General features: G+C 41.1%; 12 protein-coding genes. 7 read left to right on the top strand and 5 right to left on the bottom strand.

What is annotated here, in order from left to right:
- Positions 1 to 156: 156 nt before the first annotated feature.
- The 4 genes from trpC to trpD all read left to right on the top strand — a co-directional run bounded on the left by trpC (position 157) and on the right by trpD (position 4,758).
- The gene (gene trpC / locus F7734_RS43500; RefSeq protein WP_155750585.1) at positions 157 to 1,002 is read left to right on the top strand and encodes an indole-3-glycerol phosphate synthase TrpC; all 846 of its coding nucleotides are present in this window, start codon (positions 157 to 159) and stop codon (positions 1,000 to 1,002) included.
- A gap of 383 nt (positions 1,003 to 1,385) precedes the next feature.
- On the top strand, positions 1,386 to 2,195 hold the full coding sequence (gene trpA, locus F7734_RS43495) for a tryptophan synthase subunit alpha (protein ID WP_155750588.1): 810 nt from the start codon (positions 1,386 to 1,388) through the stop codon (positions 2,193 to 2,195).
- Positions 2,196 to 2,340: 145 nt separating this feature from the next.
- Entirely contained in the window at positions 2,341 to 3,588 is a 1,248-nt protein-coding gene (trpB, locus tag F7734_RS43490; protein ID WP_155750584.1) for a tryptophan synthase subunit beta, read from the top strand.
- 69 nt (positions 3,589 to 3,657) lie between these two features.
- Positions 3,658 to 4,758: an anthranilate phosphoribosyltransferase gene (gene trpD, locus F7734_RS43485; protein ID WP_155750583.1), complete on the top strand. Its 1,101-nt coding sequence runs from the start codon at positions 3,658 to 3,660 to the stop codon at positions 4,756 to 4,758.
- 346 nt (positions 4,759 to 5,104) lie between these two features.
- On the opposite strand, the gene F7734_RS43480 is transcribed toward trpD, so the two are convergent.
- Together F7734_RS43480 and F7734_RS43475 are read right to left on the bottom strand one after the other, a co-directional pair.
- On the bottom strand, positions 5,105 to 5,533 hold the full coding sequence (locus F7734_RS43480) for a type II toxin-antitoxin system VapC family toxin (protein WP_155750582.1): 429 nt from the start codon (positions 5,531 to 5,533) through the stop codon (positions 5,105 to 5,107).
- Positions 5,530 to 5,745 carry a hypothetical protein gene (locus F7734_RS43475; protein ID WP_155750581.1) on the bottom strand — a complete coding sequence of 72 codons (216 nt, stop codon included), beginning with the start codon at positions 5,743 to 5,745 and terminating at the stop codon, positions 5,530 to 5,532. The genes F7734_RS43480 and F7734_RS43475 overlap by 4 nt, the downstream gene beginning before the upstream one ends.
- A gap of 432 nt (positions 5,746 to 6,177) precedes the next feature.
- On the opposite strand from F7734_RS43475, the gene F7734_RS43470 reads away from it, so the two are divergent.
- Complete coding sequence (locus F7734_RS43470) at positions 6,178 to 6,675, top strand: DUF6174 domain-containing protein (protein WP_155750587.1); 498 nt, start codon at positions 6,178 to 6,180, stop codon at positions 6,673 to 6,675.
- Between the two features lie 75 nt (positions 6,676 to 6,750).
- On the opposite strand, the gene F7734_RS43465 is transcribed toward F7734_RS43470, so the two are convergent.
- Positions 6,751 to 7,215, bottom strand: a complete 465-nt coding sequence (locus F7734_RS43465) for a hypothetical protein (protein ID WP_155750580.1) — start codon at positions 7,213 to 7,215, stop codon at positions 6,751 to 6,753.
- A gap of 569 nt (positions 7,216 to 7,784) precedes the next feature.
- Here F7734_RS43465 and F7734_RS43460 point away from each other — a divergent pair.
- Positions 7,785 to 8,045 (top strand): hypothetical protein, encoded by a 261-nt coding sequence (locus F7734_RS43460; RefSeq protein WP_155750579.1) that lies wholly within the window; start codon positions 7,785 to 7,787, stop codon positions 8,043 to 8,045.
- 164 nt (positions 8,046 to 8,209) lie between these two features.
- Here the strand turns inward: F7734_RS43460 and F7734_RS43455 are convergent, their stop codons facing one another.
- Positions 8,210 to 9,067: an MBL fold metallo-hydrolase gene (locus F7734_RS43455; RefSeq protein WP_155750578.1), complete on the bottom strand. Its 858-nt coding sequence runs from the start codon at positions 9,065 to 9,067 to the stop codon at positions 8,210 to 8,212.
- 391 nt (positions 9,068 to 9,458) lie between these two features.
- Here F7734_RS43455 and argJ point away from each other — a divergent pair, with 391 nt between their 5' ends.
- Positions 9,459 to 10,622 carry a bifunctional glutamate N-acetyltransferase/amino-acid acetyltransferase ArgJ gene (gene argJ, locus F7734_RS43450; protein WP_155750577.1) on the top strand — a complete coding sequence of 388 codons (1,164 nt, stop codon included), beginning with the start codon at positions 9,459 to 9,461 and terminating at the stop codon, positions 10,620 to 10,622.
- Between the two features lie 202 nt (positions 10,623 to 10,824).
- Here argJ and F7734_RS43445 read toward each other — a convergent pair whose 3' ends face one another.
- On the bottom strand, positions 10,825 to 12,558 hold the full coding sequence (locus F7734_RS43445) for a GH3 auxin-responsive promoter family protein (protein WP_155750576.1): 1,734 nt from the start codon (positions 12,556 to 12,558) through the stop codon (positions 10,825 to 10,827).
- Between the last annotated feature and the right edge of the window lie 276 nt (positions 12,559 to 12,834).

The raw sequence follows: 12,834 nt of genomic DNA, 5'->3' as shown, positions 1-12,834 counted from the left end.
GCACACAAGTGGGATGTACCCCACCCTAACCCTCCCCGATGGAAAGGGGAGGGAACCGGAAATCCCATCTCCCCCCTTTCTAAGGGGGGATTAAGGGGGGTAAATCCACTTGTAAGTCTTCAATTTTTCATCCTTTATCCTTCAGATTTTATTCCTATGCTTCAAATAAATAACCAAGCGATCGCTCAATCAGTTAAACCACGTCATATTCTTGAAGAGATTGTACGTCACAAACAACAAGAAGTTTCTAAAAGACGCGAGTTATTACCTTTTACTAACTTACTTAATCAAATTGGTAATGCTCCTTCCGTTCGAGATTTTCTCTTTGCTTTACAAAACAGTTCCAAGAAACCTAGTTTAATTGCCGAAGTAAAAAAAGCTTCACCTAGTAAAGGCGTTATTTGTGCTAATTTCGATCCCGTGAAAATTGCCCAAGCGTATGAACGAGGAGGCGCTGCTTGTCTCTCAGTACTGACTGATGAAAAATTTTTCCAAGGCAGTTTTAGAAATTTGCAGATTATCAGACAAGAAGTAAAATTACCTTTATTATGTAAAGAATTTATTATTGATGCCTATCAAATTTATCTAGCGCGTGTGAGTGGTGCAGACGCTATTCTACTAATTGCGTCTGTCTTATCAGATGAATCTCTTCAAGAGTTCATAAATCTTGCCCGATATCTTGGTATGAGTGTTCTTATCGAAGTGCATACGCTTGCTGAACTTGATAGAGTACTGTCGCTATCAAATGTACAATTAATAGGTATCAACAACCGCAATCTTGAAGACTTTACTGTTGACCTAGAAATCACCCAAAGTTTACTATCACAGCGTGGAGAAAAATTAAACAGCATGGGTATTACAGTCGTTAGTGAATCGGGATTATATACATTTGCTGATTTAGATTTAGTTGCTAAAGCAGGAGCTAAAGCTGTCTTAGTAGGAGAATCTTTAGTCAAGCAAACTAATATAGAACAGGCTGTTAAGGTTTTGTTGAATTTATAGCCTTAACGACTGGAAATCGTGGCTATTCAAACGAAGTCTACCTGCGCGGACTATGAAATAAAGGGGATAAAAACTAAATTTAGTATTGTCTCCCTCGTCCAATACTGCAAGGGCTGAGAGAAATTGTAGGTTGGCTTGAGCGACAGCGAAACCCAACAAATGCCGATAAATGTTGGGTTTCGTTCCTCAACCCAACCTACGTAATTGCGTGTTTTTATGCAAAACCTACGCAGTATTGTCTCCCTCGTCTTCTCTATTAACCTCGTAATTATATCAAGTTGAAAAAAAGAATGTGACAGATAGTAGTGTGAAATTTTGTCCATGTAAAGCGTTCCCAATCCAAAATCCAAAATCTAAAATCCAAAATGGTATTACCTACTAACATGACTTCTATATCTCAACGTTTTGAATCTTTACGCAAGAACAACCAGTGTGCTCTCATTCCTTTCATCACAGCTGGAGACCCCAATTTAGAAACCACAGCACAAGCTTTACAAATTTTAGATTCCAATGGTGCTGATTTTATTGAATTAGGAGTTCCTTACTCAGATCCACTTGCAGATGGACCAGTAATTCAAGCAGCAGCAACCCGTGCATTAAAACAAGAAACTCGGTTGGCTCAAGTTTTGGAAATGGCTCAAGGAATCACTCCTAGTTTGCGATCGCCCCTCATTTTATTCACATACTACAACCCCATTTTAAATCTAGGCATTCAACCATTTCTCAAACAAATTGCTGCTTCAGGAATCAAAGGATTAGTCGTACCCGATTTACCTCTAGAAGAAGCCAGCGAACTCCTAACTTTTGCCAGCGAAATCGGAATCGAAACCACATTACTAGTCACACCAACCAGTTCCAAAGAGCGCATTGAAGCAATTAGCCAAAAATCGCAAGGATTTATTTATTTAGTCAGTGTCACAGGAGTCACAGGAGTCCGTTCTCAACTACAAGGACGAGTCAAAGACGTATTAAAAGAAATCCGAAACGTTACAAACAAACCCATCGGAATCGGTTTCGGTATTTCAAGTCCAGAACAAGCTCGACAAGCCCTTGACTGGGGTGCAGATGCAGTCATTGTAGGGAGTGCTTTTGTCCAACGTTTAGCAGAAGGAACACCCCAACAAGGACTAGAAACAATCAAAAACTTCTGTCAAGAATTAAAGACATCAATATCAGTAGTGAGTACTAAGTAAATTATCATTTTGAACTCTCTTCTCCCTACATCTCCCTCTCTGCGCTCTCTGCGACTCTGCGGTTTTTTAATTCAGTATTCTTTGGGCAAAGGCAAATTTTCTTCAAGTAAAACAGACTCACATAAACAAGTTTAAGGAGCTTTCAATGTTAGCAAACGACACTTCCCTCCTCACCCAACAACCCGATACACTAGGACGATTTGGTCGATTTGGCGGTAAATACGTCCCAGAAACATTAATGTCCGCCCTCAGCGAATTAGAAATTGCTTTTAAAAAATATCAAAACGACCCCCTCTTTCAACAAGAACTTCAACCACTTCTACGCGACTACGTTGGACGTGCGACTCCTCTTTACTTCGCAGAACGGCTCACAAAATACTATCAAAAACCTGATGGAACAGGACCGCAAATCTATCTCAAACGCGAGGACTTAAACCATACAGGAGCACACAAAATTAACAACGCTTTAGCACAAGTGCTTTTAGCAAAGCGGATGGGGAAAAAGCGCATTGTTGCAGAAACAGGAGCAGGTCAACATGGTGTTGCTACTGCTACCGTCTGTGCTCGTTTTGGCTTACAATGTGTCATTTATATGGGCATTCACGATATGGAAAGACAAGCCCTCAATGTCTTCCGTATGAAGTTGATGGGAGCAGAAGTACGAGGTGTGGAAGCAGGTACGGGAACCCTAAAAGATGCAACTTCTGAAGCAATTCGGGATTGGGTGACAAACGTGGAAACAACTCATTACATCTTAGGTTCTGTTGCAGGACCCCATCCTTACCCCATGATTGTACGAGAATTTCAGGCAATTATTGGTAAAGAAACTCGCGTTCAATGCCAGGAAAAATGGGGAGGGCTTCCAGATATTGTTTTAGCTTGTGTAGGCGGTGGTTCTAATGCCATTGGACTGTTCCACGAATTTTTGAATGAAGAATCTGTACGCATAATTGGTGTTGAAGCAGCAGGTGAAGGTATTGATACTGAAAAACACGCAGCAACTTTAACAAAAGGGCGCATTGGTGTTTTGCATGGTGCAATGAGTTTTGTGCTTCAAGATGAAGATGGTCAAATTGTTGAAGCACATTCTATTAGTGCTGGTTTAGATTATCCCGGTGTCGGACCAGAACACAGTTATTTGAAAGATATCAGACGTGCTGAATATTACAGCGTTACAGACTCTCAAGCTTTAGCAGCGTTTCAACGTCTGTCGCAATTAGAAGGGATTATTCCAGCACTAGAAACATCTCATGCGATCGCATTTCTAGAAATCCTGTGTCCGCAATTAACGGGTAGTCCCCGAATTGTCATCAGCTGTTCCGGACGCGGTGATAAGGATGTACAGACAGTTGCCAAGTTTTTTACGAACAAGGGAGTCGGGAGTGGGGAGTAGGGAATAGGGAGAAGAAAAACTTTTTTGTGGTTTACAAAAATACATGATGATTACTGAGGAGCAAAGATTATGGTAACAGCGCCAGCTCAAGTTGCAAAAAATCCTTCCAACTACGAACCCCCCAATTGGTCTGCTTTATTACAGCAATTGCTTGATGGTCAATCACTGTCGGTTTCTCAAGCTTCTGATTTGATGTACGGTTGGTTGGCAGAAGGTATTCCTCCTGCACTCTCCGGTGGAATTTTAGCAGCCATTCAGGCGAAGGGTGTTTCTGCTGAAGAATTGTTGGGTATGGTTAAGGTTTTATATACCCAGTCCATCAAAGCAACACTGCGAGATAGTGTTGTTGGTAACTCACCACTGGTTGATACTTGTGGGACTGGTGGCGATGGAGCATCAACGTTTAATATTTCTACTGCTGTTGCTTTTACGGTTGCAGCCAGTGGAGTAAAAGTCGCGAAGCATGGAAATCGTTCGGCATCGGGTAAAACTGGTTCGGCTGACGTGTTGGAAGCTTTGGGTTTAAATCTCAAAGCTAGCAGTAAGAGAACTCAAGAAGCTGTTGACGCAGTTGGGATTACTTTTCTATTTGCACCAGATTGGCATCCCGCTCTGAAAGCGATCGCGCCTTTGCGAAAAACTCTAAAAGTTCGCACTATTTTTAACTTACTTGGTCCACTGATTAACCCTTTAAGACCAACAGGACAAGTGATTGGTGTGAATAAGCCTGCTTTGGTAGAAACTTTTGCTAAAGTTTTGTATCAATTAGGTACTCGTCGGGCTGTTGCGTTGTATGGGCGCGAAAAATTAGATGAAGCTGGGCTAGGAGATAAAACCGATTTAGCTGTTGTGTCTAACAAACAAATGCAGTTGCTGGAACTCGATCCGCGAGACTTGGGTATTACTCCAGCCCCAATAAGTGAACTTAAGGGTGGAGATGTCCGAGAAAATGCAGAAATTCTCAAAGCCGTTCTTCAAGGGAAAGGGACTCAAGCGCAGCAAGATATTGTTGCTCTCAATGCAGCTTTAGCTCTCTATGTTGGTGAAGCTGTACCCGATACTGGTGATTATTTTGAGACTTTGACTAACGCCGTTGCGATCGCTAAGGATATTCTTCAAAGTGGTCTTGCTTGGAACAAGTTAGAGCAACTGTCTCAATTTCTACAGTAACTACTCCCTTTTAAGTAGGGTGGGCGCAGAAGCTCCCTGTCAAGGTGGCTCATAAAATTTTGATACATAAGGCAATTCCTCATCTTTCTCCTCTGCGTACTCTGTGGTTCAAAAGTCATTTATTTAACCGCCGAGATGTAGACAACACAGAGATAAGAGGTGAGAGAGCTATTGATTTCCTAAAGTTTTTATCTACCCTGACAGGGCTAAGTTGGTACTGCCCACCCTACAAAAATTGGTAATTTTAGAACGGAAAGGGAGTGTCAACAAAAAGATACTCAAACATTATTGTTTCCTACTGAAGTTAAAGTTAGTCACACTATAATGTTCTAGTTCATATGATGCTTCAAAGTGTCCAATCTTCGATCGGTAACCCTGTCACTTTACTAAAATCTCGATGATTTCGGGTTAACAAAATCAATCCACGAGATAGCGCGATCGCCGCAATCCGCGCATCCATCTTTGCCAGTTGAATCCGTTGTGATTGTAATCGATCAAATGTCGCAGCTGCACTCGCATCGAACGAGACAAGGGGCAAAACTTTGAAGTCGCTAACGAGTCTTGCCATCATTTCATATCCTTTCACTACATCATCCTGGTTACGAGCACGATTAATATAAGCGTGACTGCCAAGCATCTGTTCATGAAACTTCACAGTTGATACAGCAAAATCTGATAGTGGGTAGTGAGCCATGCGCGTCGAAAGGTTACTGTAATCCTTCCCGACTTGGCGCTGAAGTATGCTCAGATGATCTGTATCTAATAAATATTTCATAGATCGTCTTGCGCTTCGAGGAGAGACTCATCCCCTTGGCGAATTGCTCGTCCGTAAGCAAGCACCTCCTCAAAGGCTGGTTCATCTCTGAAAGACCCCGTAATTTGTTGCAGCCAATTTGCTGGTTGAGGAGTCGCAACTTGCTTCTGCAACTCAGCGATCGCTGCTTCTACTGCTGCAAGTCGTTCCTCTAAAGAAGTGTTAGATGCCATTTGAGTTTCTCCTAATTAATCGTCGAACTGCCATAAGCTTGACTTCGTTTCAACTGTACCCTTTTATTTTAACCTGGGCGAGCACGCGATCGTAATACTCAAGTAGCTAATACTATTGAAAAACTCGCGTTATTGTTGAGGATTTTATCTGTTCGGTTCCTGTAGACGAATTACCAGAATTGTTACGCCCCGGAGTCACGATTAATGATGATTTTCAGCCTTGAATCACCCAATTGTTTTGGCTGCTTCGTTTGATAAAGATAATGATGAATAGTAAAGGCTATCTCAGTAAAAAATTTGAGTTCGGACAAGCTTTAAGCATTTTTCATCAAATCCTAAAGTTTATTTAAAATACCAATAAAGAATATGATTAATGTTGTGAATTAGGTGCGATCGTATTAAAGTATTGGAGCAGATTTGTTAAAAATTTATATGCGCTTACCTATTGCTATTGGGATGGGGATAATACTGTCTTTAAGTTTTACTCCTCCAGCATTTCCTCAACCCTCCATAGAATCGGTACAATTAAAAGCAAGCAGGAATTTGAACTTAAGACGGTTGCAATTTAATCGAAATCGATGGAACGAGCAGAATATTGTGAACTATCGCTATACATTTAGCAATGGTTGCTTCTGTATACCTGATGCAAGAGGACCAGTAGTCATTGAAGTCCGAAACGGTCAAACAACTTCTATCACTTCTGTTGAAACAGGTCAACCAGTCACCAATCCAGAGTTTTTTCAGCAATACAATACAATTCCCAAGCTTTTCAACGTCATTCAAGATGCTATCAATCGTAAAGCAGAGAGCTTGAATGTTGAATACAATGCCAAACTAGGCTACCCAACCCAAATTAATATTGATTACAGTGCTCAGATAGCTGATGAGGAAGTCTTTTTAACTATTGAAAAGTTTGAAGAAATTCAGTAGTCTGTCTTGAAAATAGGGCATTGAGAATTGGGCATTGGGCATGAAAAAAGAATTATTTTCATGCCACGTGCCTTGTTATTTCGCTCTAGTCCACCAGCGCACTATCTTGAAATTAGATTCTATTTCCTGCCAACAGTTAGCTTTAGAATCTGTTTTTTTAACCGCTTCTAGTGTTTTTTCTACATAATCTAAATTTGTCACACTCAATTGTTTTTCTAAATCATTATTGACTTGAATACCTTCCTTAAAGTATTCCAGATGATTGGGTAGCTCTCCTTTCTCTCTTTTTGGCAGATTGGGAATTTTATCAAGTTGTGCTTTAATTTTGTCTACTGCCTCAATTGCTTCTTTTTTGCTTGGCTTTTTAGCTTGTAATTCTAAATTTTCTTGAGAAAATTCTTTTTCTTCTCCAGAGCCATCTAATTTGACTTTTATTTGTGGACCAAAGAAGATTGAAAACGGTCCCTGATAAACTTTATCCTCAATGACTTCGCCTTGTCCCTTCGGTGTTATAACTCTATCACCCTTTTCAATGTTCATAATTGGTATTGCTCCATAATTTAGGTATTAAATAACTACTTCCCTATGTGGGTTTTTCTCTATTATAACTGCTGACTCAAACCCTTATTCTTTCGTTACCGAACAATCCATAAAAACGTCAATTCCTCGCAACTTATAAAGATAAAACATCCCACACTGTACCGGGGGTGGCTGGAAAGGCTGATTTTTCTAGGTCTTGACTCAACTGGAAGTTTTTTAAACAAAAAGAGAAAAAACTGACTTACTTATGTCTTGAAGAAACACATTATAAAATTTATACATAGCATGGGTTAACTGACATCTTGCACCTTCTCAATAGAGGTAGAGTGGGCAGTCCCCACCAGTAGTGAATGTGCGGCATAGCCCTACCTACGTGTTTAGGTAATATAAGTGAGGGTTCGGGAGTAGCTGTGTAATTTTTTCGTCGAGACTGCCTTGTTTCTTGAAAGCGGGAAATAATTTATTGAGATACTTCTTAATAAGGTAGCTTCAAAGGCTTGAACTACGGGTGTTTAAATTGGTATTTTCTTATTAAAGAAAAAACTAAATCTATTAATTACAGGAAACAAATGGCAAGCATCGAAATTTCAGAGTTGCATCCTACTGGCTCCGAGTTGTTCAATGATTCTGAAAGCTTCCTCGATGAACTGACTGATGGGGAAGTGTGGGGCGTCCAAGGTGGTGCAGCTATGAGTACATTAGGCGGATTGTTAGGCGAAACATTAAGCCAGACGTTCGGGTATGGCGGCTTCAACATAACAGGTCCCGACAGCGCACAAAGCTTGATTAATCTTCAACAACTGCTTGTTATTGGAGGAAGCCCGGTGTAACTGTGCTGCGTCGTAATACCCGTTAGTTATATTATGTGATGGCTGTGTGATTGAGGTGTTTGTAATGCTAGAGAGTAATGCAATTTCTCGCAATATTTCAGCCTTTGTAACTGGCGCAAAACTTTGCACTATAGTCTGCATACAACACCTTTACACCCAGCATTTCAGCGCGAATAGTTTTCCTGCAATTGCGAATTATTTTGGTCAGCAAAAGCTTTTAACTCAATAGCATCATGGCTGCAAAAGAGGCGTACATCGCTACTGTGGTCGAGAGATAGTGCTCGCAACCGTTTTTGATTGTCAAGTCGAGCCTTACGATCTACCTCCATCAACCATTGATAAGCACGGAGACCGGGTGTGCATTGTGGTTTTGAGCTTCTCATTTCATGTCGATAAAAGTAGGCATCCCCTGCATGTAAAAGCCAACCTTCGGATGTCTTGATGGCAATACCAGCATGACCACGCGTGTGACCGGCGAGGGGGATGAGGAGAATCTCTGGTGGTAGTCCATCAAGGTCGCGTACTGCATCAAAACCAAACCAAGGTTCGCCTTTTGCCGAATAATATCTCCATTGTTTTACTTCATCCCATTGACCCGGACAATAGCGTTGTGATGAAATAAAGCCACGCCGTTCCCGCGCTGCTTCAATCTCAGGAAGCATCACATGCACTGTAGCTTCTGGAAAATCTTCCAATCCGCCCGCATGGTCGAAATCAAGGTGAGTCAGCACTATGTGGCGCACATCGCGGGCGTGAAAGCCTAACTGCTTAACAGCTGCGATCGCCGTGTATTTTTCTTCAAACTGGATGCGATTCAAATTCATGAAGAAAGGGCTGAGCCTTGATAATGGTGCTTTAATATCACGCTGACCGAAGCCTGTATCGATAAGAACAAGTCCCCGATCTGTTTCGACAAGCAAGCAGTGGCAAACGAGGCGGGCTGTTAGCCCGCGACTAAAACCGTCAAAAAGCGCCCCGCCAATCGGACACATACAACCGCAATTAATATGATGAATACGCATAAATCATTCCACGCTCCTATCAATCTCTCTTAAAAACGAAAAAGCGTGGAAAATCACCATACTTAGGGTTGAGAAAAATGATTGGGGGCTATTCCAGCTTCAACAACAGGGCTCTTGCGTACTTAGCGTGCTATTTTTAGGAGAAAATTAGCGGAAAACTCTTACCTGAATTGTATTACAGCCATTATTCCCTTCATAACAGTATTCTTTTCTAAAATTGAAACTATAAGTGTCTGTAAGCCTTGCAAATAAAGCATAATTAGAAATTTTCCGGAAAATTTAGCACGCTATGTCCGAAAGAACCAGAAGCTCACTGTTTTTATGAGAAAATTGGCTATATCAATATAAAACAATCCCTCACGTTTCATAAAGTATTGACTTAGGAAACAATATGCAATTAACGGCATCTTCCATACCTCAAGGATTTAGTACATATGTAACTAACCTGGGAATCAGAGATACTAGCGAGGATTTTTTATTTGTTAAATCAGACGTTGAAAGTGTTGCTGATGGAGTCTTTACTCAAAGTCTTTTTGCTGGACCAAGTGTGGCAATTAGCCGTGAGAACTTAAAGGATTCAAAAGCACAAGGAATTATTGTTATCTCCAAAAATGCAAATGTAGCTAATGGTGTTGTTGGCAAAACGGATGCAGAAGAAATTATACAACTTGTTTCTACTGAAACTGGAGTTTCAACAAACAGTATTTTGATAGCTTCCACAGGTGTCATTGGTAGACGTTACCCAATGGAAAAAATTCGAGTAGGTTTATCAGGTATAGGAAAAAAATTAGCTTTTGCTGATTTTTATTCAGCATCTCGCGCTATTATGACTACCGATAATACACCGAAGTTAGCAACACGTCAAGTAGGTAATGCGAAGCTAGTAGGAATTGCCAAAGGTGTCGGTATGATTGAGCCTAATATGGCAACGCTGCTTGCTTTCTTTTTTACAGATGCTGCGATTTCTCCAGATGTACTGCGTTCTATTTTTAGACCCACGATAGATAAAACTTTTAATTCCCTGAGTGTAGACACTGACACTTCTACTAGTGATACTGCTGTCATTCTTGCTAATGGTTTGGCTGGAGAAGTTCAGGAACATGAATTTTCTCGTGCATTATATGAAATTGCACATGAGTTGACCTTAATGGTAGCGCGAGATGCAGAAGGGGCTACTAAAGTCATTGAGGTGACGGTAGATTCAGCTAGCAATTATGCACAAGCTAGACGAGTTGCCAAAGCAATTGTGAATTCGCCATTGGTAAAAACTGCGGTATATGGAGCAGATCCAAATTGGGGAAGAGTGGCTATGGCTATGGGGAAATGTGAAAGCGATCGCGAAATAAATCAGGAGAATGTTATTATTAGGTTTGATGATATTCAAGTTTATCCTAATAGTTCAAATGATGAAAACCTCGTACAGTTGCGACAAATTATGTCGAAGGATAAAGTGAATATCCATGTAAGCCTTAACATTGGTGAAGCTTCTGCAACTGTTTGGGGTTGTGACTTATCAGAAGGTTATGTAGACACTAATTCTAAATATTCAACTTAGTTAGTTGTTGGTTGTTGGTTGTTAGTGGTCACTGGTTAAATAATCTACGTCTCATATACCCTTGATAATTGAGTCTAGTTGGTTCTTTCCGAATACTGCGTAGGTTTTGCGTAAAAATACGAAATGTAGGTTGGGTTGAGGAACGAAACCCAACATTTTTCAGGAACGAAACCCAACATTTACAGGCATTTGTTGGGTTTCACTATCGTTCAACCCAACCTACAAAATTTTTATCCCCGTAGTGTTGGGTTCTATCCAAATCCTCTGGCAATCTCACCTCATATTGAACTGGTAACCCAGTAAGAAAAGCACGGTTTTCGCTAATATGTGGTATTTTAAGTTGTCCCTCTGGAATGCCATTTTGCAGTTGACGCTGGCGGAGGGTAGTAAAGCTACCTGGGGCTAAAATTCGGAGTCGGGGAGGCGGTACTTGATCCCGGCGATTTACTTCGTAGGAAATATGGATTTCCTTTAGTTTGCTGTCAAAGCTGGCTAGGAAGGCTTGGGGATTGGTGAGTGTATGACCGGGGGCAAGTTCAATGTTAACTAAATAATGGGATGGGAAATCATTTTCGGATAAGGTGATACAAAAATCTTCTAAGGGTATACTGAAATCTCGTTGCAAAGCTTGCATCACTTGGGTTACGTGGAATTCGGTTGTCTTCTCGTTGATTGCAGAAAGCAGTCCGCCTCGACGATAGCGGAAGACAATCAGGGGTGTTTGTTCGTAAAATCCAAGTACTTCTACAATGTCACCAATGTCGTAACGGTAGAACCCACTATAATTAGTTACCAAAATGCGATATCGCTCTCCCGTTTTTACCTCACTGGCTAGTAAGGTTTTAGGATGCTCTGCTTCCCACTGGTCTTCTGGTACAAACTCAAAAAAGCCAGTGTCAATTGCTAAAATGCTGCTATCGTCATTAATGTCGTGGTAAATGCCAAAAATGGCTTCTGATGTAGAGTAACCCGCGCCAAATTGCGGTGTATCACCAAAGTAGGTAGGAAATCGCTCAAAATAAAAGTCTGATGTTCCTCCACGTGCAGCAATAATAAATGATAAATTAGGCCAAGCGAGTTTGGGGACTATTGTTCCTTGCGATCGCCAGATTTCTCTTAATTGTGCAGCTCGCTTGGGATTTGCAAACCACGCCTTCTCTAATTTTACTCGCAGTTCTGGGTCGATTTTTAACCAACTTGCGATCGCTCCAGTCTCTATATCTCGGATTAACTCTTCAGCGTAGTGTTCCAAATAACTGCAATTCCGCAATATAAGCATGGGAAAGCTTTCTGCCATCCCCCGCATGGAGTCTTCTTGCAAGGCAAACAACAAACAAAGATAATGACGAGCTAAGCTATCAGCTACCTCTAAGGTTTCATAAGGGTTGGCAAATACCTGCTTGCAAATAAACTTACTCATGCGAAGGTTAACTTCACCAGCTGTGCCATACTCAATACCGCCCGTGGTACGTCCTTGCAGCTGTACTGACTTAGTTACCATGAATTTGCCAAACTCTAGCCCTCTTGTTGACAGCGCCTCACATAAAAAGCCAGTGCTCGTCCAATAAGCCTGTTCCAAAGATTTCTTAGTTTTCCGAGTGACGGGGACTAGTTTCTTTTTTCCAGTTGAACCACTGCTTTGAATGAGGTGAGCTACTGGTTCGGCTGTGAGAACGTTTGCTTCACCTTTCCCTATACGCGTAGTATAAGGTTCATAGCTGCTATAAGGTAGAATGGGAACCTGTTCTCGAAAGCGATCGATAGTTTTGATATCTCTAAGTCCATATTCCCGACCTAATTCAGTGTCTTGATGCGCTTGCAACAGGTTGCGTAAAAAATTCTCTTGCACTGCATTGATTTGACGAGTTTTTCTTACAAAATTTGCTTTCGACTGTCTGGCAGCAGCGCTTAAAAGTAAAAAAAAGAAATTTGCCATTGAGGTTTTGTAAAAGTCAGAGCTTTCTGTAAAAGAATTACCTTATCTCACTCTATCTACTGGTGCTGATTTTACCTCACAAAGCTTTGTTATGCTGAAAGCAGTTTTATGAGTTGATGACAACAGAGACTCATTGTACATCGAATACAACCCCTGTAAAGGCGAGCCATGGCGCGTCCCTATATTCTTTGGCGGAGACATTTTGTGGCAACAAAAACCAAAAAGTTGAAGCTAACGGGAGCTATTTTGGTCTTTTATATGTCTATTTCTGCATCC

The organism is Scytonema sp. UIC 10036 (genome assembly GCF_009725235.1).
The sequence above is the reverse complement of the archived record's forward strand: the minus strand, read 5'-3'. Positions and strand labels throughout refer to the sequence as shown.